The sequence below is a fragment of the Alteromonas sp. AWM4_230 genome (assembly GCF_056158305.1).
This window is the reverse complement of record NZ_JBSWTB010000001.1, coordinates 2161749-2187713: the sequence shown is the minus strand read 5'-3', so window position 1 is coordinate 2187713 and position 25965 is coordinate 2161749. Positions and strand designations below refer to the sequence as shown.

The window sequence follows — 25965 nt, the reverse complement described above, 5'->3', positions numbered from 1 at the left end:
CACGTTGTTCGACTACTTGATGAGCGCTAACACTTCTCGGAATTTTGGATGTTGGCATGATTTTAAAAGGTCAAAAAGTGTCATCTCAAAACTGCTGATCCGTGCGCCCTGCTCACGCATATTTTGGATGGAGAGCACAGTATTGGAAGACTCTCTTGAAGAAATGCAGTCCTGTATTACTTCCACAGTGTGATTATTTTCCAATAAACCCGTTACCGTTTGATAAACGCATACGTGCGCTTCAATTCCCACAACCAGCCATCGACTTAATTCCATTTCACCAATGTACTCCAGTATTTCGGACGAGCACTGGTCAGTACCCGCTACAGCGTTAAAAGTAAACTTCTTAAAGTGAGGGTCACTTGCAACATGAGTTTCAATTTCAGGGACCGTTCCACCTAAGCCATCAGGATTTTGCTCAAGCACGACTACGGGAATATTGAGCAATTTACAACACTGTATTAGCTTTGCGGTTTTGCATATCATTGCTTCGCTATCGCTGACTCTTCGAGCTAAAGTGCCCTGAATATCTACGACCAACAACCCTACCTTTTCTTCGTCTAAAGGCATCATTCACACCGCTTGTATTTAAGTTGTGGCTTCACATTCGGCTCTTTTCGCTTTGTTTTACGGCGTTAAATTGCTCTCGAAATCCTCACACAAACCGCAATACCAAGGAAATAATGACACCGGTTACAATAAGCTGAACCAAGCAAAAGCCCATAATGTCTTTGGCTTTCAGGCCGGCTATGGCAAGTACGGGGAGCGCCCAAAACGGCTGAATTAAGTTCGTCCAAGCGTCGCCCCACGCCACTGCCATTGCTACCCTATTAACTTCCGCACCCAGTTCAGCGGCCGCCGGCAGGATTACAGGTGCTTGCACCGCCCACTGCCCGCCACCCGAAGGTACGAAAATATTAACAATACCTGCACTAATAAAACTCCATACGGGCAACGACTCTGCAGATGCAAAACTAATTAGCCATCCTGACATAGTCTGCGCCAATCCAGATTGCACCATAACCGCCATGATGCCAGCATAAAACGGAAACTGTATTACAATTCCGCTGCCGCCTTGAACGGCTTGCTGCAAACTATGTAAAACATTACGTGGCGTACCGTGAAGGACAATAGCAAGGAAAAGAAATAGCGTATTAACGATGTTTAGGTTTAGCCCGCCGCCAGAAATGAAATAATTTGTAAGATAAGCAAGCCCAGCGAAACCGACAAGTAAACCAAGCGCTTTGCTGTTTTCAAGTTTATCAGCGGGTCTTTCGTTTTCTGCTGAAGGTAAAGCATCGTCTTGTAGCTTTGCGCTATCCACAATTACGCTTTCAGGTTTAGGAGGTAGCATTAAACGATTCACAAGGGGAACAACTACAAACATAATTGCCAACAACAGTAAGTTGAAGCTGCTAAAAATCGTCTCGCTGGTACCAATTACGCCTATTTGCGCCTCTGAAAAGTGCCCCGGTGTTGCAATGGTTAACGGTACAGAGCCCGCCAAGCCGCCATGCCATACGACAAAACCTGAGTATGCGCTGGCCACCAATAGCCGATAATCTACCAACACTTTTCTTGCAAGTGCTTTGGCGAACAACGCACCTACCACTAGCCCGAAGCCCCAGTTTATCCAACTGGCTGTAAGCGACACTAAAGTAACCAGTACAATAGCGCTTCCTGAGCTTTTAGCTAGACGGGCGAGACTTTCTAGCAATGTCTTAACTAGCGGCGTGCATGCCAGCATAAACCCGGTTACTAATACCAAGAGCATTTGCATTGAAAAGGTTAACAGTCCCCAGAAGCCGTCGCCCCACTGTTGAATTGTGGTAAGTGGCGATTGGCCTTGAATGACAACAGCGAAGACAAGCGTTATGAGCGTTAACAACAAAACGAAAATATAGGGGTCGGGAAGATATCTTTCGACGAGTTTTACGAAGGGTTTTGATGCACGATTTAGCATTAACGCTCTCACAACTTGTTAAAAACTTGTTGCATATTAACGCGTTTAGTTCCTCGTTGGCGAGAGGCTAGTTAATTTTGCTTAGCCACTTCTGTAAGGTTGAAGTTACTTTTTGATGATCGATAGGCTTTGTTAGAAAGTCGTCCATACCAGCTGCCATGCACATATCTTTATCGCTCTGCATGGCATTGGCCGTCATCGCTATAATAGGCGTACTTTTATAGATATCTCCTGCCGCACCTTCACGGATGCATTTCGTTGCTTCGAACCCATCCATTTCGGGCATTTGGCAATCCATAATAATTGCGCGGTATTGTGCTTCAAGCTTGCAGTTCTTCAACATATCTAACGCTTCTAAGCCGTTGTTCGCGACATCTACCTGGTACCCTTCGCTTTCGAGTGCATTAGTAGCAACCAGTTGATTTATCGCATTGTCTTCAACTAACAAAATCCGTGTTGCTTCGATATCAAGTAAGCGTCTCTTAGGTTCCTGCTCTGCTAGGTCTTCATCTGGATGTTGCTCTACAAAATCTGCAGTATCCATACCCAACTGCTGTGAATGCACATCGTTTTGTGTGCCGGGTTTACCTACCGTGGTTTCAAGTATTCTTAGTAAATCTGAGGTCGTTATGGGCTTAGGCAGACACTCATCAATGGGCATCCCTCTAAACTCGCTGTAGCTATCGACATCGCTTAGTTTGGTCATAAGAATAGTACGACTGAACCTTAAGTTTTCGATACCCTTAAAGTTCAGTAAGCGATTGTCTTGCTCGTGGTCATCAACGACTTTTTCTATAAACAAAATATCAATACTTAAAGGGTCTTGTTCACTAATCTCATCAGCTAAGTAAAGCGTTGCAGCCTCTTCTAATGACGATGCAGTTAACGCATTCACACCCCAAAGCCCAAGCTGGTTCTGCATAGATTGTCTTGTTGATGCATTGTCATCCACTATTAAGCAACGCGTGTTTTCTTTAACAAGTTCAGGTTGCAGTGTCGTGCTTTCCTTTGAGCCCGTAACTTTGCATATAACGTTGAAGCAGCTACCTTTGCCAAGCTCTGACACAACGCTTATGTCACCACCCAATAAATGACACAAATTCTTTGTAATACTTAAACCAAGTCCTGTGCCGCCGAAGCGCCTCGTTGTAGACGCGTCTACTTGGGTGAAGGCGTCGAACAAATGAGGAAGTTTGGATTCCGGGATGCCTATCCCCGTATCTTTTACAGTTAAGTGCAGCATACCTTCATTTTCAACATCACTTGGAAGTAACCTTGCTGCAATGTAAATTTCACCCTGTTCAGTGAATTTAACGGCATTGCTTAAGAGGTTAGTCAGAATTTGTTGAATTCGGTTTGGATCTGAATATATCTTTGTTTCGCTGATTGCAGAGAGATCAACGATTAGTTCTAGGTCTTTTTCTTGTGCTGAGTGCGCTACTGATAGTGCAACACTTTCCACTAACTCCCTTAAGTCAAAATCCACCGACTCTAGCTCAAGCTTGCCTGCCTCTATCTTTGAAAAGTCTAGAATGTCATTGATAAGCACAAGCAACGAGTTAGCACTCGTTTTAGCAATACTCACGCGCTGGCTTTGTTCTGCTGTCAGGTCACTTTTTTTCAACAGGCCAAGCATACCTATAACACCATTCATCGGCGTCCTAATTTCGTGGCTCATATTGGCAAGAAATTCAGACTTCAACTTCGTGGCTTCTTCGGCACGTTCAAGCGCTTGTTTTAAATCGTTCGCCTGCGCTTTTAGCGATGCAGTTTTTTCAGATACCTGCTGTTCTAGTGTTTGAACAAAGCGTTTCTGTTTAGTGATTTCGGTTTGCTGTAGGCGGGTGCGCAGGTAAATCACTAATACAACCATACCTATCAAAAATAAGCCGTAGATAGTGTATGCCCACCAGCTTTTCCATGGTGCTACTGCCACATGTAAATTCAATGATAGAGTATCATCACCCCACTCACCATTGGGTTTCATGGCTTTTACGAGCAACCTGTAGTCGCCACCATTTAAGTTGGTAAACGACACCGAAGTATGATTTCCAATATCAATCCACTGCTCATCGTACCCTTCTAACTTGTAAGCAAAGCGGGCACGCTTAGGGTCTGAAAAATCTAAAATCGCAAAATCTAATGAAAAAAAGTAAGCTTCATAAGAAAGGTTGATATCAGTAACATAGGACAGTGGCTTATTAAGCTCTACTGACTCCCCCATTTTGTTAAAACCGGTAAGAACTATATTTGCGCTAACAGCATCGGTTTGCTCTTGGTTATATTTGAAGTACTCTACCCCCCGCTGACTACTCGTAAAATAGGTATTTTCACCCGCTTTAATTAAGCTATCAGAGTAAAAGTTTTTGCCTGCCAAATCTGTATTACTGTTGTAGCTAATAACATTCTGTGTGTCGGGATTATAAAGAAAAACACCTTTATTGGTGGTAAGCCACAGCCTGCCGTCCTCGCCATCAGCGATAGCTCTTATTAAGGTGGTGGGCAGCCCATTTTTCTCACTAAAATGCTTGAAGGATTTAGATTCTGCGAAATACTGATACAACCCCCTTTGTGTCGCTACCCATATGTCTCCATCATTCGTTTGGTGGATATCTTCCACAATGCTATCGAGCAAACTTCCCTGCTGATCCTTTGCGCCACTAAAAAACGTGAAACTTTCACTATCAGCTGACCACAAATTCACACCTCCGCCCGTACCCACCCAAATATTGCCGCTGGCGTCTTTGTATAAGCTGTGAATTTCTGGGTGCGTTAAGCCGTCTTCGGTTGTGAGATGCTTGAATTTTTCGGAATGCTTATTGTAAATGTAGATACCGTGCTTATAAGTACCAATCCAAACGTTGCCGCTATTGTCTAGTTCAAGTGCTCTGAACTCACGAAACTGACGATAATTGCTGTCAGTCTTAGGGTATTCAATGCGGTTTATTGCTTTAGTACGTCGATCAACTCTGACCACAAAGTCATCTTGTGCTACCCACAGAAACCCTTCTTGATCCGGCACGATAATAGGTCTTTCTATAACCCCACGCTCTTTATAACCTTCAAGCTCTTTAAATACCGAGTCGTATTCTTTTTGCAAAAGCTCTTCTCTCACTTTCCATTTGAACACGTCGGCGTTTGCCGTAACAATGAGTACATCGCCCTTTTCATCGCCATTTTTATTTCCATTTTCATCTACATGATCAAGTGCGATACCACTTGGTGCGGTTAGTAATTCACTATTAATTTGTTTAATTTTGCCGCGAGGAGAAAATTTAAAAATCCCGTGAACCTCACTGGTAATCCACTTGGTTTTAGTATGATCTTCAAAAATTATGCGAAGGCCGTTTTCATAACCAAAGTCGACCTTTTCAACATAGTTCCCCTCTCCGGTATGACGATACAATCCCTCGGTAGTGACGAACCATATTTGACCATCATGGTCCTCAATCATCGAGTTTACTTGGCTTAGTGGTTTACCTTCTCGTGTCGTTTGAGGCAGAAAAACACCGGAACTTGGAAAGAATAAGAAGGGGCCATTTTGCGTAGCGACGAATAGCTGATGAGAAGATGTACGAAGTAAACTACGTATTTCATTCGCGCCCGTAGCCGTTTTGTTTTTTGGATCCGGCAAGAAATGCTTGGCGTCTAACGATTTTTTATCAAGTAAATTTATCCCATAGCTGGTCGCTACCCACAGACTATCGGCATCGTTATCAATAATGTCCCAAATGCGATTGTGGGAAAGACTATTTTTATCCCCTGGTATTTTTTGTACTCGCTGAAATTCTCCATTGCCTAAAAAACGATTAAGCCCTTTGTCGTAAGAGCCTAGCCAGATATCACCTGCGTTATCTTGAAAAAGTGACTGAATTCGGTTTGATGACAAAGAATTTGTATCATCAGGCACATTTAAATAGCGCTCATACTGACCGGTTGTAGGGTCGTATTTGTTAACACCACCGCCCCACGTACCCACCCAAATATTGCCCTCGGCATCCAACATTAAGTTGCCGGCATCGTTATGAGAAAGGCTTTGGCCGTCTTCGCTATTCGATTCAAAGAGCTTAACGTTGCGACCGTCATAACGCATGACGCCATTTTCTGCTGTGCCAAACCAAAGGAAGCCTTGGCGGTCTTGGACTATGGAATAGATTTCTGATGAAACAAAGCCATCTTCAGCGGTTAAAAGTTCGACCGCATATTCGTTCATTAACTTATTCGAACCAGATGCGAGCGCAACAGTAATACACACTACATTTAGAAAAGCGATTGCAAACACGCGGAAGGGTGAGAATATAAATTTTTTCGTGTTCACCAGAGGGGTTGTCTTCAAATCAAGAATTGAGCAGCTAATTAAACTTGTTTAACTTTAGTGCATGTTGTCGCCGCTCACCATTCTACAAAAGGCGCATTTGTCACCAACAAATAAACGCTTCTTGACCTGAATCATGACGTACAAAAGCTATAGGTATATGATTAACGATGACATTAACCAACAAGGCCAGTAGATAGTCTCTTTTTAAACGCTTTTGTGCTGAAAGAAAAAGAGACATTAAAGCCCGATTTTATTTGCGTCAGGAGAACACAATGACAAAGTCATATAAAGAAATTACCGATAGCTTAAATCCGTATCTAGCCGAGGTTAAAAAAGGCGTGCCAGAAGTCATGAAAGGGTTTTCTGATATGGCTAAGGCTGCGACCGCAGACGGTGCGTTGGATAAAAAAACGAAAGAACTTATTGCTCTTGCGATTGGTATTGCAACGCGATGCGATGGCTGCATAGGCTTTCATGCTAAAGCGTTAGTGCATTTAGGTGCTACCCGTGAAGAAATCGAAGAAGTGTGCGGTATGTCGGTTTACATGGGCGGAGGCCCATCGTTTATGTACGCTGCAGATGCTTTGCGTGCATTTGATGAGTTTAGTGAATAATTCCTAATAAAAAAGGCCGAGAAAATTTTCGGCCCTTTCGCTTGCTTTGCAGTGTCGCTTATTACAGTGAATTCATACTCTGCACACTGACAGGTCCAATCTCAGCTGCTTCAACATCCGCTTTGATTTTTTCGGCATCACCAATGATTATCCAAGTCAATTTTTCCGGATGCAACACCTCTTTCGCCGCGCTACTTAAATCGTCTAAAGATAAGCCATTGTACTTTTCGACCAAAGACTCTGGATAATTATATTCTCTATTGAACCTCTTACTTGATAAGAGGCTATACATTACCGCATTGGCCGTTTCGAATTGACCAGGCAACGAGCGTACTTCATCCAATCGCGCTCTTTCCAATTCATTCGCCATCGGCGGCTTATCCCCTATATATGCATTGAGCTCTTTTTTGAGTTCAAGTAGAGACGGCCCTGTTTTATCGGTTTGCACTGGTGCATACACCATAAATGGGCGTTGACCTCTTGCGTCTTGAAGAAAGGTATACGCGCCATAAGACCAGCTTTTATCTTCGCGTAAATTCATATTCACGCGAGCAGTGAAAGCGCCACCTAGTGTTTGGTTCATAGCATTGATGGCTATATTGTTGTCTGCACCTGTTGGTGGCGCTAAATGCGCGGCCAGAATTAGCGACTGTTGCGCACCTGGGCGATCAATAATAATCGCTTGGCCCTGCTCAGGCATGGACGCTTCAGCTATTTGTTTCGTTCCTTTATTGCCTTCTACTTTCCATTTACCAAACTCTTTTTCAAGCATAGGTTTTATGACGTCTAACGTAGTGTCACCAACGACAAAAATTGTCGCATTATCAGGGCGTAGCCACGTATCTTTAAAGCTAACTAGATCGCTTCGCGTCACTGCTTTCACGTCTTGCTCAGTTCCTGTACCGGTAAATGGAATACCATAGGCATGATCATCACCATAGATAAGCGGTGGAAGTAAGGTTAGCGCAATACTTACAGGGCGTGTTTTTTGCTGGGCAATATTGCTTAAAATAAGGGCACGTTGACGTTCAATCTCTTCTTCTTTAAACGTGGGCGATTTTAATATATCCCCCAAAAGTGCCAAAGAAGGCTTCATGTTTTCGGTAAGCATCGACATGCTAACTGTAGTGGTGTCTAGATTTGAGCCAGCATTTAAATTTGTTCCCAACTGCTCAAGCTCTGCCGCTAGTTCCAAGGCATCGTATTTACCCGCCCCTTCATCAAGCATCTGTGTGGTGAAACTCGCAAGTCCTAACTTTCCACCTGCATCAGCAGCATACCCTGCGTCAAATTGCACTGCCACATTAACCAAAGGTACCGTAGAGCGTTTCGCAAACACCACATTCACACCGTTAGATAAAGTGGTCTGCGTAACCTCTGGGAAGCTTAGTTGTGTCTCTGCATCAATTGACGGCAAACCTGAACTGCGATCAACGCTTTCAGTTGATGCTGTATGTTCAATAAACGGCACAACCGTGATTTGGTGCCACCCTTCTTTTAACCATTTATTCGCAGCCGCTTTAACGTCTTTGGGCGTCGCCTCTCCTAGCTCGTCTAACTCAGTTTTAAAATAGTTAGGGTCACCAGCAATAAACTCCCCGCTAGCAAGGGTGTCTGCTTTCCCGCCAAAGCCCCCAACTTCTTCTAGCCCTCGAATAATTGAAGCGCGTTGTTTCGTCGACACAAGCTTAACTTCGTCTTTGCTAGGGCCTTTACGCAAGAATTCGCTAATGACCTTATCAATCTCTTTTTCTACCTTTGCTACGTCAACGCCGTCTTTTACGTCAACCGTAACTCCAAAGATGGACGCCATTTGTAGCTCGTAATTAAATACCGACGCATTGGTAGCGATTTGCTGATCGTAAACAAGTTCTTTATAAAGACGTGAGTTTTTGCCATCACCCATCACACTTGCAGCGATAAACAGGTCGGTTGCAGTTGATGACGTGTTTTCAGGTGAAACCCAAAGGCGATAAATGCGCGACTGTGGCACTTTGTCTTGGATCACTTCTCGGGTGTTTGCGCTACGTTTCGGTACCCATGCTTCCCACTTAGACAATGCGGGGCCCGGCTCAATATCAGCGAAGTACTTGTTAACCAGAGGTTTGGCTTCTTCGGCGTTAATGTCGCCGCTTAGCACCAGTATTGCGTTGTTGGGGCCATAATATTGGTTAAACCAGCCCTTAACGTCGTCAAGCGACGCTGAGTTAAGATCTTCCATTGAGCCTATTACAGTGTGGTGATAGGGATGCCCTACGGGAAATAAGCCTTCAAAAATATGGGTGAATACGCTTCCGTAAGGCTGGTCTTCGCCTTGGCGCTTTTCATTTTGTACAACGCCACGCTGTTCGTCTAACTTCTCTTGTGTTACCGCACCTAACAGGTGTCCCATACGGTCAGATTCCATCCACAATATACGGTCTAGAGCCGGCGTTGGAACGGTTTGAAAATAGTTAGTTCGGTCAAAATTTGTGGTACCGTTGAGGCCTGTAGCTCCGGCTTCTTGAAGCGGCCCGAACCACTCATCGTCATAGTTTTCGGTACCATTGAACATGAGGTGTTCAAATAAATGAGCAAACCCAGATTTGCCGTTGGGTTCATCTTTTGACCCCACTTTATACCACACAGCTACAGCAACTACTGGCGCTTTGCGGTCTTCATGAACAATTACGGTTAGCCCGTTATCGGTAGTAAACTTTTCATAGTCGATATTAATATCGTTTTTAGCAAACGCTGAGCCCATCAGCGAACTACTTACTGCCAGCACACCCACGCTTAATTTAAAGCCCTTGGTGAGATGTTTAAGTACAGTCATGTCGTCATCCTTAATCTTATTTTCTGCGCTGAACACCAGAATGTGCCAGGCACCACAAAGCGGCTTTACGCCTGTACTAAACATAAACTAATCTGGCGGTTAATAAAGGGCTGTAATGCAGAAAACTGTAACGGATTGTAAAAGAGGAAAAACGATGTGCGGGGGAGATAGTTCTTGTGAGAAAGTAAATAAGGAAAGCCGCAATTACATTGCGACTAACCGTGCCCAAAGTGCTTTGACTTGCTGAGCATCTTCACTGTCTAATTCGTTGTTAGCGAAAGCATTATTAAGGCTTTCGAGCATTTTGTCATTAAGCATCGCAATGGTAGCGCCTTCTTGCATCTCTAGTTGGCGTGCCTCTACCGCGAAATGGCCTTGTAAGTAGCTGGCAATAAACAATTCGTCATCACTACCGTGATTTACCACGTCATCAAGCGATGCCTCAATATCTGCAATAGCTTTAACGACACTTTCTGGTGCTGCAGCAGGTGGTAACACGTCTTACTCCTTCCTGTTGTTAATTTCAGTTGTTTATCTCTATGTTTTCAGGTCGAGATAAACCTCGTTGTTCTAAAGGCAATAAATTCGCTTTAGTGTATGGCGTAATGCCTTTAAACAGCTTGGCAAAGTACTTTGTCTTTGTAGCCGGTAATAACCGTAAAAGCGCCTGCTAATTTAGCGTCTAGCGCGGCATCGCTTGAATCTAAACGAAGCGGTTTGCCATTTAATGCCTGTAGTTTTTGTTTAGTGGCAACGACAAGCATATTTTGTTTGCCAATTTGACGAATAAACGCTGGGCTTAACTGTTGATTTCCACGCCCCAAAATGTGGCCCTGACCACCAATAACCGTCAAAATGACTTTAGTGGGTTTGTCATGAGTCAGCGCAATTAGCTCGCTGGCAGTCACATCACTTGCGATTAGTTCACCTTGCTTCACCACATCAACGCCTAACAAGGTATTGTCTAAGCCAAGGAACTCCATGACAGCGCCTACTGTAGAGCCCGAGCCCATAACAAAGTACGTATCAGGCTCATCGTCCATGATCTCGCTCACATATGCCGCAATATCATCAAGCACCAAAGCCTCGTCTTCTTTGCCGCCCATTTTTACGGCTTGAACGTAAGTGAGTTCTGCCGGTACGCGCATTTCGCCATAATGCTTAGCAATAACTTTCCCTTCGCGAAACGCGTTTTCGTCAATATCACGCACTTCGGCGTCCATTTCACTTACAAGCTCGCCTGCAATCATTTGACTTACTACCTGCCCTGCTGCTGACGGCGACACGCAGTAAACGCCAGAATGAATTTTACAACCGGCAGGCACGCCTAACACGGGAACTTGTGTGCTGACTACACTACAGATATTACGGGCTGTGCCGTCGCCGCCTGCAAAAAGCAGCAAGTCAACGTTGGCATCCACCATGGCTTTAGCTGCGCGTTCTGAGTCTTCGCCTTCGGTTTGTGCAGCACTAGGCGTGTAGATTACCTCATAAGGAATACCTAGAGATTCACAAACTGTTTCGCCCATATCGCCCGACGCAGTCACAACAGTAAATTTCCCCGACAACGCTTCTAAGATACTGAGCGCTTTGGCCATTTTTTCGTTAGCTTTTTTCTCTGCTCCCATAGCGAGGGCTTTTTCACGAATTTCAGCCCCATCGCTACCTTTAAGCGCAAGCGCTCCGCCAATACCTGCAAATGGGTTTACCACAACACCCAGTTTGAATTTGGGCTTGTTATTAGACGTTGATTGGCTAAGGTCAATTTGACTCATTCAGCATTTACTCCTATCCCATCGACTACGTCACTACTTGCGGTGTTTTGGCGCGAGACTGCTGCCGTGCTATTCATGACACTGCTAGGCGGATCAGTTAATTTACTTTCGCCAAACACAGATGACAGCGCTTGTATAAAACGTTCAGCGCGTGGTGGAAAACCATTAGTTTTAAAAGCTTCTAGCTGAGCAGCCACGTTTCGGGTAAAACCTTCTCTGTCGGGCTCAGCACCATTCAAGTTATCCGTACTCACCTGAAATTTCCTGCCGGCGGCTTCGGTAAACGCCCATTCAATAGCCTGTGGCTTAATTTCTACTTTTTCAAAGTCTGCTTGCTGCACTGCATCGCGGCCATCAGGGCAATACCAGTAACCGTAATCTTCTAAAAGTCTGCGCTTTTCGCCTGCAATGCACCAATGCGCTATTTCATGTAAGGCACTTGAAAAGAACCCATGAGCAAAGACGATTTGATGGTAAGGCTTTTCGTTATCCGCGGGGATGTAAATAGGTTCATCATCGCCCAAAACCAAGCGCGTATTGAAATCTTCAAACGTGCTATTAAACAGTGATATTAACGTTGGAACATCGCTGTCTTTTTCTAAGCCCGGGGCGTGTGCGCCAGTGGTCTCATTTTTACAGGCATTGTTCAATGATGACTGACTACTTTGACTGTTCATTAAGTAAATTAAAAATCTAAATAAGCAAGCTAAACTAATGGCGGCAGAGTATACCAGTAAAACTTTGTCTTCTCACTTGAAAGGCACGCTTGCTTAGGTCAATCTAGGTTTACAACAGCAGATAAGCCACACTAGCTCAACAGGGAGTTTCTCATTTGGCGCAAGAGATAATTAAACATATTCACCGGGTAAATGCCCTTCGTGATTTGGCCAATCAGTTGGGAGTAATGCCTATCATTCATCAGCTGCAGCATTGGCAGTGCGAACGCTTACTGGTCACGCACGACGATTTGGCGCAGCAAAAACGTTATCAAAAAGCCATGGCGTTTTTTGTAGATGAATTGTACGGCCCGAAAGATTTTAGCCAGCGCGACGCTGATTTAGTTCGCGTTATTCCGAAGCTTGCAAAAGTATTGCCAGACAAAGCCATGAACGCTATGGACGATGCCCTATCGCTAAATGCACTATCATTCGATTTGGATATGGCAGTGGCCCAGTACTTACAAAGTCATTTTCCTGGGGAGCCCATTAACCGAGACAACTACGCTTTGGCTTATCGCAATGTGGGCAGGATGGAAGACAGAGCGCATCAAATCGACATAATTTCGCACTTGGGCGATCAACTCTCTGACGTAATAAAGATTCGTGGTATAGGTATGTTGATTTCGCTATCTCGACGTCCAGCCAAATTAGCGGGCTTACTGGCTCTGCATGAGTTTTTAGAGCGTGGTTTTAATGCATTTAAAGCGCTAGGCGATGTGCAAGGCTTTATACAACCTGTTTTGGTAAGAGAAAAAGCAATTATGCAGTCATTGTTAAGTGACGATTTAATCTTGCCTGAAGATAATCCGTTGCCAAAGGTATAAGTTGCCGAAACAGAAATGCAATAATAGGTCTTCGAGAGCACCGGCGCTACGCCGACGGTAATGAAGCAAATAGGGTATAAATAAGATATATGAATAAGGAAAAGGTTTGAGCAACCCAACGCTTAATTGGATGTTAGATAACCCCTACGTGCAGCAATGGCATATTAATGAAACACACATCGATCACTATCAGCACGTGAACAATGTGGCGTACCTCTCTCAGCTCGAAACCTTAGCTTGGGCTCATTCAAACGCCCTCGGCCTGCAGTTTGCCGATTATCAGGCGCTAAACCGTGGGATGGTAATAAAACGTCACGAACTTAACTATCATCTGCCAACTCATCTTGGTGATACGTTAGAATGCGCCACTTGGATAGTACACTGCGATAAAAAATTGACCTTGAAACGCCAGTTTCAATTTATCTGCCCAAAGCGAAACAAAACCGTATTTGATGCACTAACAACTTTCGTTTGCGTCAGCCTTGATACTGGCGCGCCAAAGCGGATGCCTAAGCAATTTGTGGACGTCTATGGAAAGGCGTGTTTAGACCAATGAAAACAGGGCTTGCAGTTCTGCTTACACTGTTTTTATGTGTGTCGTTGGGCATCAATGTTTACCTATGGATTAGCTTAAAGCAGCATAATAACGGTGCTTATAAGTTAGAAGCAGACTATGAGCATCATTTACAACATGAAGCAGCGCTGGAAAGTGAGACTCAGGCGAAGGGCAATATAGAGCCCTTCAACAAAGATCGTGAATCCACCTCTTTTTCGAACGCTGACAGAACTAACATACCGTCAAATGAGCGTGAAGATCTGCGCTTATCTTCGCAACAAATTACCCAAAGTGATATCGCTACGCTAACTACCCTACTCAATAATGGACAATATGCGTTGCTCACCACAGAGCTTACAAACCTTTTAAAAAATGACCCGCTCAACGAATCGCTGCTGTTGCTAGAAGCTGAACTAATTGAGTTAACTAAGCCTCTGCCCACAGCGATAGTACACTACTACGACTTGGCTGAACTGCCTCTTTCAACTAAAACTCTCGCGTTTATCGACACAAAAATTGCTACTTTGTATCAACAAGCGCAAACGCAGTTAAGTCAAGACCAACAATGGGAACTGGTGGCTAGATTAAATGAGCCTCTTTATCAACGCATACCCGACGCAAAACACTACACCCTAAATTTGGCTGAAGCTTATGCTTACCAGCAAAAGCTTACGCTAATGGAAGATGTACTCGCTGCTCTGCCGATAAACGATAGAGACGCCAATATCATTCGCGATAAAGCCTATGACATGCGCGATATTGCTAATGCCGACACTACACCGAACAACAGTGAACTAACGCCGCCAGACGGGGAGAACGCACGTTATGAAACTCGCTTAGCTTTGCAGCGTATTGGTGACCAATATCGCCTTGAAGCAAAGGCGCTTAACCAAAAAGCCACCATGATTTTAGATACGGGTGCCAGTACTACTGCAATATCGTCGCGATTATTTGCTCGCTTGGGTCGTATGCGAAACCTCACGTTTATCGGTAACTTCAACGTGAGAACCGCCTCAGGAACTATTGAAGCACCACTAGTACAAATACCGCGATTTTACTTTGCGGGCTACGAGTTCAACGATGTTTCTGCCATCGTGCTGCCCGAAGACGCATTACCCGATGCTGATGGGTTGTTGGGAATGAACGTCTTAGGCCAATTTGACTTTGCGATAATGCCCCAGTCTAGTGAATTGATTTTGACTGAGCGTGATAATTAGCGCGCAAACTTTGTTTACCGCTACTCGTGCCTCTGTGATAAAGTTCAGAGAGTTCACAAATATTCAGACAGCAGTTGTAATGCCACGGTTGGTTTTTCTTTTAAGCATAATTTATCTATCAAGTTTAGTTAAAAGTTTACACGCACAAGAGTATGCTAATTGTGTTAGCTGCCATCAGGAACAAGTTACGTTGTGGCAACAATCAGACCACGCGAAAGCAATGGCCCATGCTAATGATAAAACCGTGCTTGCCAATTTCGATAATGTTTCTATAACTCACTTCACGCAGAAGACACGTTTTTTCAAAAACGAAAATAAATTTTTTGCCGAGCTCACAGAAGCAGGAAGTACGAATATCTATCCAATCACTTATGTTTTTGGTCATTTTCCGTTGCAGCAATACCTCATCGAAACACAAGCAGGTAAACTTCAAGTTTTTCCTTTTGCTTGGGATGCTCGAGACGAATCAAAAGGCGGCCAACGTTGGTACCCCAATTATCCATCTGAGGATATTACTCCTAAAGACAGGTTGCATTGGAAACAACCGATGCAAAACTGGAATGGTATGTGTGCAGACTGCCACTCAAGCGGATTAAAGCGCAATTTTGATACTAAGACGCTTACATTCGACAGCCAGTTTGATGAAATCAATGTGTCGTGCGCATCCTGCCACGGTGATATGGCATCGCATTATACTGCAAATACAACAAGCGTTAATGACAGCGAACCAAATAAAAAGGGCAACGTTACGCAAGTTGAAGAAGTCAATCACCATAGGTCATCGCTCACTTCTCACGAGCTGTCTCAAAATGAACAACAAGCAATTGGAAGGTGGCTGTTAAAAGATGGAAGCAACATCGCTACTTGGCACGAACAAAAAGATGGCGAATTTATTCCTGCAAAACGAGACAATCGGTTTATGGAAACGTGCTTTGCGTGTCACTCTCTGCGCACCTCACTTTCTGATGGAATAGACCCTAAAAAACCTTTCCTAGACCAGTTCTCACCTTCGCTTCTTATCTCACCATTGTATTTTGCTGATGGGCAAATACGTGAAGAGGTTTATGTATACGGCTCTTTTTTACAAAGCCGCATGTATGAAGCTGGTGTTAACTGTATAGACTGCCACAACCCACACTCTATGAAGCTCAAAATAGAGGGAAATGGTTTGTGCCTTCAGTGTCACTCGGCATCGGCTTATGAAGGTGAAAAGCATACAAAGCATGTGGGGAGTGAAGATGCAAATCAGTGCGTAAACTGCCACATGCCTACGCGCACCTATATGGGTGTAGATGCACGGCGGGATCATAGCTTTAGTATTCCAACTCCCAACGTTTCTTCAACTACTGGCGCACCCAACGCATGTTTAAACTGTCACGACCAAGATAATGATTGGGTATCAGAAAAGCTAATCAACTGGTATGGCAAAGACTCTACACTAAACAAACAAGAAGAAAACTATATCTCTGTTATGCAGGGTAATATTCATAGTAAACAAACTGTGCTGCGTATTGCCCATTCGTCGTCTCTTCCAGTTATAAAACGGGCTACTGCGCTGAGCTTGTTGGCATCGTCGAACCAGGCACTTACTGATAAAGATTTACGGAAATTTATTCTGCATGAAGAGCCTTTGCTAAGACTGGGGGCGGCGCAAGCCGGTCGTGCACTTCTTCCTAATGAACGAACGAAAACGTACGCTAATCTACTTGATGATAAGTATAAAGCCATTCGAGTGACTGCAGCTAATAACTTGCTTGGTCAGGGCTTAAACACAGAGACCTTTAAGAAAGCGCTTGGAGAGCTTAGGTTGTCGAATACCGTAAATCAATGGCGGGGGGAAGGTAACCTCAATCAAAGTCTGGTTGAATATCAGCTCGGCAATATTCATCAAACAGAAAAGCTGCTAAAACGAGGTCTAACTGTAGACCCTTACTTTGAGGCAAACTACATCAACTTGGCCGAATTGTATCGCGCTCAAAATAAACTTCTGTTAGAAGAACAAACCCTCCTTGATGGAATGAGCAATTTACCTGATAGCGCTCTCATCCATTATTCGTTAGGCATGCTGCATGTTCGTAAACAGGATAAAGCAACTGCAGTTACATTTTTCAAAAAAGCAAAAGAACTTGCCCCTGAGAACCCACAAAATTGGTATATTTACGCCCTCGCTTTAGATAGTGTAGGTCAAACGAAAAGCGCACTCAACGTACTAAAAAAAGCCATAAAGAGACAGTCTGATAATTCGCTTATCAGCTTGGGGTTGTCACTTTCACAAAAAATAGGCGATGAAGCGTCGTACCGCTTATTCCAGTCTAAAGTTAGGCGATAAACAAATCACCGTACTACTGAGGTCATGCTTTGCATGCCCTAATGGGCAAGCGTTCTAGCTGTAAAAAGCCACTAATCAGCATTTACTACAACTAAAGGAAACGTCTCAAACGCCACGCCTTCATGCCCTGTTTTCATAAAGTTGCGGATATTGGCGTGGTCGTTACCATCGGGGTTATTGAGTACGTCTTCACGATAAAAGCGCCCAAACAAAGCCAGTGTTTGTGCTTGGTTTAGGTTTAAATACTGACCCAGTGCAAGCAGCTTGCATGAGCCATTATTCTGGTTAGCTTCGTTTGTTACATCACCATTGGTGAACGCGGTTGGCGTAAAAGCAAACATGCTATCAACGAGCGCGATAACATCGTTAAACTCGATAGTCTCTGGTGAATTGCTAACGGCTTGAACTAAGTCTTGAGTGTTGCTGAACGTCATGTTTATCTCAGTGAAAAAAGAAAACGATAATAGCAGGTCTAGGTAACTTCAACAGGCTAAAACAGGTGTGGTTTCGGTATTTTCATAAAAAATCACAGCCTTCGGCTTAAAAAAATAAACCCCTCCGAAAAAAAGAGGGGTTTATCATCAATTTAAAGCACCTTTTGATGCGGCACTTCTATTTCTAAACGCGTTTGCACTAGGTCATTAAACCGCAGCACACACCCGTGTACCTTGGTCGATGGCGCGTTTAGCGTCTAGTTCCAACGCTTCATCGGCACCACCAATTAAGTGATAAGGCATGTTTAAGCCTTCAACGATATCACGCATCGGCTCTTGGCCTGCACAGATGATGATGTTGTCTACCGGCAATACTTGGCTATTGCCTTCTACCGTAATGTGTAGCCCTTCATCATCAATTTTATCGTAGCTTACGCCAGGGATCATGGTCACGCCTTTGGCCAGCAAGCCTACTCTGTGCGCCCATCCTGTTGTTTTGCCTAAACCCGCGCCAACTTTTGTGGTCTTGCGCTGCAATAGGAAAATCTCTCTTGGCGATGGCTCTGGCTGCGGCTTAACGCCTTCAATACCCGCGCGAGCCGAGAAGGTCATATCAATGCCCCACTCTTTCATAAATGCAGGAATATCTTGGCTTGGCGTTTCTTTGCCATGAGACAAATACTCAGCGGTATCAAAACCAATACCGCCAGCACCGATAATGGCCACCTTATTCCCTACAGGCTTTTTCTCTTTTAACACTTCGATATAGGTCAGCACTTTTTCGTGCTCAATACCATCAATTGCTGGCGTGCGTGGCTTAATACCCGTCGCAATCATAACTTCATCGAAACCTTCATCGTTAAGCGCAGCCGCGTCAACATAAGTATTCAATTTGAGGGTAATATTTTTATGAAGCTCAATTTGGCGCTTGAAATAACGCAGCGTTTCATAGAATTCTTCTTTGCCAGGGATTTGTTTAGCAATATTAAACTGCCCACCAATTTCGCTAGATGCGTCATAAATCACAACGTCGTGACCACGCTCGGCCGAGGTCACTGCTGCTGCTAATCCCGCAGGACCTGCGCCTACAACCGCTACACGCTTTTTAGTCTCTGCTGGCTTAACGTTAATTTCAAGCTCGTGACACGCACGAGGATTTACCAAACAGCTGGTCATTTTGCCGTTAAATACGTGATCAAGACAGGCTTGGTTACAGCCAATACAGGTATTGATTTCATCGGCCTTATTTTGCTGCGCCTTGCGCACAAAGTCAGGGTCGGCCAAGAATGGGCGAGCCATTGATACCATGTCTGCATCACCGCGAGACAGTACTTCTTCGGCAACTTCAGGGGTGTTGATACGGTTCGATGTGATTACCGGAATCGAAAGTGCTTCGCGGAATTTAGCCGTTACCCACGTAAATGCCGCACGCGGTACTTTAGTAGCAATGGTTGGGATACGCGCTTCGTGCCAGCCAATACCGGTGTTAATGATAGTAGCACCCGCTTTTTCGATTTCTTTGCCAAGCTGTACGACTTCTTCATAAGTAGAGCCTCCTTCAACAAGGTCAAGCATCGACAAACGGTAGATAATGATAAAGTTCTTACCTACAGCCTCACGCACGCGGCGCACGACTTCAATAGGTAAGCGGATACGGTTCTCGTATTCACCGCCCCATTCATCGTCACGATGGTTAGTGCGTTTAGCAATAAACTGGTTAAGGAAATAGCCTTCAGAACCCATGATTTCAACGCCATCGTAGCCAGCGCGCTGGGCTTGAGTTGCTGCAGTGATGAAATCTTTAATTTGCTTTTCAATCTCGTCAGCTTCTAGCGCTTTTGGCTTAAACGGGTTAATTGGCGCTTGTACCGCAGAAGGTGCAACAAGCTTAGGGCTATACGCATAACGGCCCGTATGCAATATTTGCATACAAATTTTGCCGCCTGCAATGTGCACCGCATCAGTCACTTCTTTGTGGTTTTTCACTGCTTCGTCTGTGTCTAAACGAAACGTTGATGGATGGGTAGCGCCCTCTTCATTTGGCCCGATGCCACCTGTAACAATAAGACCTACACCGCCTCTGGCACGTTCGCCATAAAATGCTGCCATACGTTTATGGCCGTCGGGTAATTCTTCTAAACCCGTGTGCATAGAGCCCATAAGCACGCGATTTTTTAGGGTAGTAAACCCTAAATCTAATGGCCGAAATAAATGAGGGTAAACGGGATGATCGGTAACGGTCTGATTCATGATACATTCCTGAAAGTGGTTTTGGCTTGGTAGAAGCCGTTAAAAAGCCTGTTCAAATGTTCTTATTTGATGCGCTTCTTTTGTAGAAGCGCTATTTGTCTAAGTGTTTACTTAATTTGATTAGCTACTTAATTTATGTAATAGAAATCACGTCGCGCACCAGCCTTAACGTATGGTAATTATCATTGGGCCAACAATGAGCAATTAGCAGCAAGGACAGCGCGCGTTCATACATAAACTTACGAATTCATTTTCTTAATGGCCGGGTGTAATGGCGGATATTCTGGCAGCGTTTTGGTTTTCTGTGCTTCCATGGCTTTAAACACATCTTCCATTTGAAACATGCCCGCTTGCCATGTGGCCATATAGGTCAAGCTTTCTGCCACCGTGTGTTCTACCGCGTAGTTAATCATAGTCTTAGTGCCTGAAACTGCGAGCGGCGAATTCATTGCAATCTGCTGCGCTATTTTCATCACCGCGTCTAGCATGGAAGCTTGGTCATCGAATACCTGATTCACAAAACCAAGTTGCTGCGCTTCTGCGGCACCAAAATTGCGCCCGGTATAAGCCAGTTCTTTTACTATGCCAATAGGTATAAGCTTTGGTAATCGCTGGAGCGTACCGACATCTGCTGTCATACCTAATTGGGTTTCTTTAATAGTGAAAAAAGCGTCTTGAGTGCAATAACGCATATCACATGCACTTAGTAAATCTACTGCACCACCAATTGCCCCGCCCTGAACTGCACCAATAACCGGCATACGTGCCTGTTCTATGGCGGTAAAGCTATCTTGAAGCAACATCACCATACGGCGCATGCGCTCTGCTCTGCGCGACGGGTCGCCCTTAAAGTCTTCTTTCATATTCAGGAACACCGATAAGTCCATACCGGCAGAGAAATGCTTACCCGTAGATGAAATAACGATGACGCGGGCTTGACCCTCGTCATCGATTTCACGAATAGCCGCTGGCAATTCGGTCCAGAACTCAGGGATCATACTGTTCATTGCATCGGGGCGGTTAAGTACTACGTGGGCAATATGGCCCTCTTGTTTTACTTCTAATGTAGAGTACTTCATGGTTTGCGCTGTCTCCTTGGGCTGTTCCTGTTAACAAATTTGCAAACTAGACAGCGTCAAGATAAAAGGCTATGTTGACACTGTCAAGATAAAACGTTATCTATTCGTCTCAATTTTGAAAATGGAAACATTGGGTTTATGGCTAATGCAGTACAAAGCTACCATCACGGCGACCTGCGCAGCGCACTGATTGAGGCAGCTACCGCGCGTCTCTCTGAGCACGGCGTTGATAGTTTATCTCTTAGAAAGCTAGCAGAGGATGCCGGTGTGTCACGTACTGCGCCCTATCATCATTTTAAGGACAAGAGTGCGCTGTTAAGCGCTATTGCAGCCAAAGGCTTTAGCGACTGGCATAGCGCAGCTAAACGTATATTTGAGCAAGAAGATAAGACACCACAGGCGCGTTTTCGCGAATTTGTGCACGAATACATTGGCTATGCTGCCGACAACCCAGAGATGTACGAATTGATGTTTGGTCGCACTATTTGGCAAAACCAAGCGGCAACCAACGATCTGAAAGATGTTGCATTCCCCTGCTTTCAGTTTCAAGTGACGATGACGCGTTATTGGCAGGATAAAGGGCTACTTCCGAACAATCAGGATGCACTGAGACTAGCACAGGTAACGTGGGGTACGTTACACGGTATTGCGCGTTTACTTATTGACGGAATATACGCTGACAGCAGTCATATCGACGAAATGTGTGATTGTGCAGCGGATTTATTTATGCAAAAGCAGGTATAACGTCTTATCAACGCAACCACTTGAATATAGCGTTGCGCTTGTACGCCGCGAAAAGTGTTTAACTGCCTAGAGCGGAAAAATTAGCCTAGAGCGGAAAAAATTAGCCTAGAGCAAAAAAATAGCCTAGAGCGGAAAAATAGCTTAAAGCGACCAAGTCGCCTTCAAGAGACGATCAGCACCGTGTGGTAAAACTGCTTCAAGCAAATGAATACTTAAAAGCGGATGAATTGCCAGAGCGAGACGAGGGCTCGCTCTTAGCATTTTTTGTTTACGCCGATTCTGCTTTAGCCAAAGATACTGGCTGACCTTCGTGCGTCGCTTTAATAAACTCAGCAGCACGTTCGGCAATCATGACGGTGGGGGCGTTGGTATTGCCGCCAATCAAGCTTGGCATCACCGAGGCATCTACTACTCTTAGACTTTTTACACCTCTTACCCGCAATTGAGTATCAACCACTGCCATCTCATCGTCATCACTGCCCATTTTACACGTACCAATTGGGTGATAGATGGTTTCAGCACGCTCACGTAAAAACTCTAAGATTTCTTCATCAGTTTGCGCATCTTCCCCTGGGTATAACTCACTACCTTGGAACTTGTCGAAGTCTGGCGCAGATAGCAGCTTTCTGGCAATACGCACGCCTTCAATCATGACTTGCTGGTCTTCCTCTGCGGACAAGTAATTCGGGTCAATAAGCGCTTGATCGGCAGGATGGTTACTTTGAAGCGAAATAGTGCCGCGGCTTTTAGGATATAGACAACATACGTGCAGGCCATAACCGTAACCAAAAGCTAACTGTCTTCCATGGTCGTTTAAAATTGCAGGTAAAAAGTGAAATTGAATATCAGGGCCCTGTGTCGCTAAGCTTGAACTAACAAAACCACCGGCTTCAGCGATATTTGAAGAAAGAATACCTTTGCGCTTAAACGCGTAGTCTGCGGTGGCTTTAACGTAAGAAGGCAGCGCTCCGAATGCCACGGCATAACCTTCTCTGGCTTTACAGGTATATTGCACGATGGCATCTAGGTGATCTTGTAGGTTTTGGCCCACACCTGGCAAGTCTTGCTGTACAAAAATCCCCTTTTCTTCTAGTTCTGCTCTGGGTCCAATCCCCGAAAGCATTAGAAGTTGAGGTGAATTAATTGCGCCGCCGCAAAGAATAACTTCGCTTTTAGCGAAATAGCGGTTTACTACCCCTTTTTCACGTACTTGAACCCCAATAGCACGCCCTTCTTTTAATAACACCTTTTCAGCAGCGACTCTTGTAAGCACGGTTAAATTGTTGCGGTGCTTTGCCTGCGTTAAGTACCCTTTTGCTGTTGAGCAGCGCTGGCCGTTGACTTGTGTAACATGGTAGTAACCAAGCCCTTCCCTATCGTCTCGGTTAAAGTCGTCGAGCTGTTGATAGCCAGCAATCGACGCAGAGTTCACAAAAGCATCGGACAGTACGCTGGTATGCCTAAGCTTGCTAACATTTAGTGGGCCACCTGTGCCGTGGTACTCATCAGCCCCTTCTTCAAAGTTCTCAGAGCGTTTGAAATAAGGCAGTACATCTTCAAATGACCAGCCCTCGGCCCCTTCTTCATTAGCCCAGCGGTCGTAGTCTTCTTTTTGCCCTCGAATATAGCACATGGCGTTGACTGAACTGCTGCCGCCCAAGGTTTTACCGCGAGGCCAGAACAGCTCTCTGTCATACATTTCTTTTTGAGGAGCCGTATGATAACCCCAACCAATACCTTCAAACCTACTGAGCAGAGACAAACCAAAAGGAATATGAATAAGTGGGTTAGTATCCTTTGAGCCAGCTTCCAATAGCAAAATATCTAACGCAGGATTTTCCGATAATCGAGTGGCAAGCACTGCACCCGCAGAGCCCCCGCCTACAATGATGTAATCGTATTTGCTGAGTACTTCGCTCATTTCGCCAACTCCTTGAGGGCAAGACTTTTAAATGTTAATAAAACGTTGTGGTACGACCAGATTAGCAAACAATACTTCATCAATAAAAGAATTAAATTGTAAGATTTAAAAAATCTAATAATCCTGATAACTTAAGTGCTGTACTGGTATATGCATTACATTAAACTATCTAGCTACAAGCCACTGCCTAGAAAAATTAGGCTAAGAATACACCTTGACCAATAACCTATCCTTCAAAGACAAATGCAAAGTGTACCTGGCACAATGGCTTGTGAAATGGGGTAAGCTGACGCACGACGACTTTACCAAAGCTGAACTCCAAGACCTTATAAACCATAGCTTTCCTTACACCTTCACCTTCAACATCCCTATGGGAAGTGGCACTGTGACCGTGCTTGAAGGCAACATTACATTAGATAATGCAAACAACCGTATTGGTCTTCAGTGCCTTGCGGCACTTAATATTGTGGTAGCTTCTACCACCATTTACCGTGCTCACGTGGTGTTTACTGTGTCAGCATCGCCTCACTACGACAAAAATATGAGCACGCTTTATTTCACCGGCCTTTCCACTGATAGTGTCAGCTTAGTTAACGATGATTACGCGCTGATTAAAGACACACAGTTTTTGGTTTCGCGGTTCTTTCCTAAAAGTGTAAACACTCTGCTTGGCGGCTCCTTAAAGTCGGCACTATCGATTTTTAGCGCCGGGACGTCTGATATTGCTGCAGACTATTTACAAGTTTATTTAACGGGCTCGAAACAAGCAGTATTGGAATACCACATTCCCCATATTAACGACGCTATTAAAAAACAAATTAACCAAGAAGACCTAAGCCATACTATGCGTGGTGACCACTGGCGCGAAGTGCTCTTCTCGAAACTAGGTCAAAATGTACATGTAGAAGACAACGTACTGCGCTTCTATCTCATTGAATAGCGCTCAGTCTAAAAGTTACGCATACTAGTGATCTGACACAATAGAGACAGGCACGGTATCCACCTGCTCACCAATATCGTCGATGTTTAGCCTTGGATCGTCCACGCTCGCTTCTAGCATGTCGAATGCCTCTTTAACGTAACGCGCTAATGGTTGTAACGACTCGATATTTTTATTGCAGCACACCAACCCAACATTTGCAGTGCCCGCGTAGGTCATAAGCGTAATATTTACCCCTCCGCCTGGCGTCATGGTAGAAATGGGATAGCAGGCCAACAACTCCGCATCTTTTAAATACCTTGTATCTTTAGGGCCGGGTACGTTTGAAATAAGAATATTTGCAATAGGTTTAACCACGCTAGATAGCTTTAACCATTCGAAGACCAACGCAAGAGATTGAATGGCAATGGTATAGCCACTAAATGCTGCAGGACGCGCATGCTGCGCTGCGTTTTTAACAATACGATGATTCACTACAATTTGACGCAACCTAAGATAGGGGTCGTTTTCACCATGTGCTAACTCCACCGGCACAATCGCTATTTTGTTACCTGTGGTTTTCTCACCGGGTTTGCGCAAGTTAATCGGCATATTGGTGAATAAGGCTTTTTTAAATACCTGACCATGATCTTGTAGTAACTTATGTACGCCGATATCAAAGGCGCATAGCAATACCTCGTTTGCGGTAGAGCGCGTGCGCCTTGCTAGCGCTTTCACCCGCTTGAAATCTAAATCCATAGTTGCCACGGCCCTACCCGCTTTCACTTGCCCGGTAAGCACTGTTTTCGTACCAGTGAAAGGAATAGGCATATAATGTGGATTTACTCGCAGCGCTTTCATAAATATGCGGATAAAGATGACAAGCAGATCAAGTGCGGTTTTAAGCGCGTAACCCACCCCAACTAAGCGCTTGTAAAAACTCACCGAGTCTCTACGCTTATGGCGAAGCCGCTTCACTGCCCAAACAGGCGTAAACTTTGTTTCGTGAGAGTTGGAAACGTACCCAGCCTGAAACCAGCGTACCAAAGTCGCACCATCACCATACATATGATGGACACGAGCATAAATGGCGAATGTTTCGCTATTATCGTCAAAAATAAAATGGTATTGCCACAAAGGTTTGTCAGGGTCTAACCGCGACGCATGTAACCTTGCAACGAAGGCGTCCAGTGCCTCTCGGTTTGTAATATCTGCTACTCGATGAATTTGCACATGATAATCCATGTTTAGCTTTTTCACCGGCGCAAACCCAACAGGGTAACCTAGCACCGTTTTTACCGAACAGTTGAACGGAGAAGTAGCCCGAGCAAAGCTTCTTATTTCTTGGAATAACTGAGGTACATATTCAGTACTTTTTGCCCCTTTGGGAATTGCGAGTAGCTGCAAGCAAGCAACATGTTTGGGGTTCTCGTCTGACTCTGTTATCCAAAATGACTTATCTAAGAAACTGAGCGTTTTTGCCATTAC

The 25965-nt window shown here is 44.6% G+C and carries 19 protein-coding genes; 7 read left to right on the top strand and 12 right to left on the bottom strand.

The window, feature by feature from the left end; translation table 11 throughout:
• Window positions 1–12: 12 nt before the first annotated feature.
• From ACXACS_RS09305 to ACXACS_RS09295, 3 genes are all read right to left on the bottom strand, one after another.
• The gene (locus tag ACXACS_RS09305) at window positions 13–573 is read right to left on the bottom strand and encodes an isochorismatase family protein (protein ID WP_474805997.1); all 561 of its coding nucleotides are present in this window, start codon (window positions 571–573) and stop codon (window positions 13–15) included.
• Window positions 574–655: 82 nt separating this feature from the next.
• Window positions 656–1963 (bottom strand): short-chain fatty acid transporter, encoded by a 1308-nt coding sequence (locus ACXACS_RS09300; RefSeq protein WP_474805995.1) that lies wholly within the window; start codon window positions 1961–1963, stop codon window positions 656–658.
• A 67-nt stretch (window positions 1964–2030) separates the two neighbouring features.
• Window positions 2031–6176, bottom strand: coding sequence for a two-component regulator propeller domain-containing protein (locus ACXACS_RS09295; protein WP_474809238.1), 4146 nt, complete (start codon window positions 6174–6176; stop codon window positions 2031–2033).
• 377 nt (window positions 6177–6553) lie between these two features.
• Here ACXACS_RS09295 and ACXACS_RS09290 point away from each other — a divergent pair, with 377 nt between their 5' ends.
• Window positions 6554–6895 (top strand): carboxymuconolactone decarboxylase family protein, encoded by a 342-nt coding sequence (locus ACXACS_RS09290; protein ID WP_039222723.1) that lies wholly within the window; start codon window positions 6554–6556, stop codon window positions 6893–6895.
• 61 nt (window positions 6896–6956) lie between these two features.
• On the opposite strand, the gene ACXACS_RS09285 is transcribed toward ACXACS_RS09290, so the two are convergent.
• From ACXACS_RS09285 to ACXACS_RS09270, 4 genes are all read right to left on the bottom strand, one after another.
• Entirely contained in the window at window positions 6957–9710 is a 2754-nt protein-coding gene (locus ACXACS_RS09285) for a M16 family metallopeptidase (protein WP_474805993.1), read from the bottom strand.
• 204 nt (window positions 9711–9914) lie between these two features.
• Window positions 9915–10208 carry a YfcL family protein gene (locus ACXACS_RS09280; RefSeq protein ID WP_474805991.1) on the bottom strand — a complete coding sequence of 98 codons (294 nt, stop codon included), beginning with the start codon at window positions 10206–10208 and terminating at the stop codon, window positions 9915–9917.
• Between the two features lie 113 nt (window positions 10209–10321).
• Window positions 10322–11485, bottom strand: a complete 1164-nt coding sequence (locus ACXACS_RS09275; RefSeq protein ID WP_474805989.1) for an ATP-NAD kinase family protein — start codon at window positions 11483–11485, stop codon at window positions 10322–10324.
• A complete protein-coding gene (locus tag ACXACS_RS09270) occupies window positions 11482–12162 on the bottom strand; it encodes an elongation factor P hydroxylase (RefSeq protein ID WP_474805987.1) in 681 nt (226 codons plus the stop codon). Before ACXACS_RS09270 ends, ACXACS_RS09275 begins: the two co-directional genes overlap by 4 nt.
• A gap of 155 nt (window positions 12163–12317) precedes the next feature.
• Between ACXACS_RS09270 and ACXACS_RS09265 the strand changes: the two genes are divergently transcribed.
• The 4 genes from ACXACS_RS09265 to ACXACS_RS09250 all read left to right on the top strand — a co-directional run bounded on the left by ACXACS_RS09265 (window position 12318) and on the right by ACXACS_RS09250 (window position 17130).
• A complete protein-coding gene (locus ACXACS_RS09265; RefSeq protein WP_474805985.1) occupies window positions 12318–13028 on the top strand; it encodes a DUF8198 family protein in 711 nt (236 codons plus the stop codon).
• A gap of 106 nt (window positions 13029–13134) precedes the next feature.
• On the top strand, window positions 13135–13584 hold the full coding sequence (locus ACXACS_RS09260) for an acyl-CoA thioesterase (protein WP_474805984.1): 450 nt from the start codon (window positions 13135–13137) through the stop codon (window positions 13582–13584).
• Window positions 13581–14801 carry a retropepsin-like aspartic protease family protein gene (locus tag ACXACS_RS09255; protein ID WP_474805982.1) on the top strand — a complete coding sequence of 407 codons (1221 nt, stop codon included), beginning with the start codon at window positions 13581–13583 and terminating at the stop codon, window positions 14799–14801. The genes ACXACS_RS09260 and ACXACS_RS09255 overlap by 4 nt, the downstream gene beginning before the upstream one ends.
• A 79-nt stretch (window positions 14802–14880) precedes the next feature.
• Window positions 14881–17130 carry an ammonia-forming cytochrome c nitrite reductase subunit c552 gene (locus tag ACXACS_RS09250; protein WP_474805980.1) on the top strand — a complete coding sequence of 750 codons (2250 nt, stop codon included), beginning with the start codon at window positions 14881–14883 and terminating at the stop codon, window positions 17128–17130.
• Between the two features lie 71 nt (window positions 17131–17201).
• On the opposite strand, the gene ACXACS_RS09245 is transcribed toward ACXACS_RS09250, so the two are convergent.
• The 3 genes from ACXACS_RS09245 to ACXACS_RS09235 form a co-directional block, all read right to left on the bottom strand.
• The gene (locus ACXACS_RS09245) at window positions 17202–17564 is read right to left on the bottom strand and encodes a HopJ type III effector protein (protein ID WP_474805978.1); all 363 of its coding nucleotides are present in this window, start codon (window positions 17562–17564) and stop codon (window positions 17202–17204) included.
• 207 nt (window positions 17565–17771) lie between these two features.
• Window positions 17772–19814, bottom strand: a complete 2043-nt coding sequence (locus ACXACS_RS09240) for an oxidoreductase (protein ID WP_474805976.1) — start codon at window positions 19812–19814, stop codon at window positions 17772–17774.
• Window positions 19815–20053: 239 nt separating this feature from the next.
• Window positions 20054–20893 (bottom strand): crotonase/enoyl-CoA hydratase family protein, encoded by an 840-nt coding sequence (locus ACXACS_RS09235; protein WP_474805975.1) that lies wholly within the window; start codon window positions 20891–20893, stop codon window positions 20054–20056.
• A gap of 138 nt (window positions 20894–21031) precedes the next feature.
• Here ACXACS_RS09235 and ACXACS_RS09230 point away from each other — a divergent pair, with 138 nt between their 5' ends.
• Complete coding sequence (locus ACXACS_RS09230) at window positions 21032–21637, top strand: TetR/AcrR family transcriptional regulator (protein WP_474805973.1); 606 nt, start codon at window positions 21032–21034, stop codon at window positions 21635–21637.
• A gap of 268 nt (window positions 21638–21905) precedes the next feature.
• Here the strand turns inward: ACXACS_RS09230 and ACXACS_RS09225 are convergent, their stop codons facing one another.
• Window positions 21906–23558, bottom strand: coding sequence for a GMC family oxidoreductase (locus ACXACS_RS09225; RefSeq protein WP_474805971.1), 1653 nt, complete (start codon window positions 23556–23558; stop codon window positions 21906–21908).
• A gap of 214 nt (window positions 23559–23772) precedes the next feature.
• Between ACXACS_RS09225 and ACXACS_RS09220 the strand changes: the two genes are divergently transcribed.
• Window positions 23773–24498, top strand: a complete 726-nt coding sequence (locus tag ACXACS_RS09220; protein WP_474805969.1) for a DUF1439 domain-containing protein — start codon at window positions 23773–23775, stop codon at window positions 24496–24498.
• A gap of 24 nt (window positions 24499–24522) precedes the next feature.
• Here ACXACS_RS09220 and ACXACS_RS09215 read toward each other — a convergent pair whose 3' ends face one another.
• Window positions 24523–25962: a wax ester/triacylglycerol synthase domain-containing protein gene (locus ACXACS_RS09215; protein ID WP_474805967.1), complete on the bottom strand. Its 1440-nt coding sequence runs from the start codon at window positions 25960–25962 to the stop codon at window positions 24523–24525.
• Between the last annotated feature and the right edge of the window lie 3 nt (window positions 25963–25965).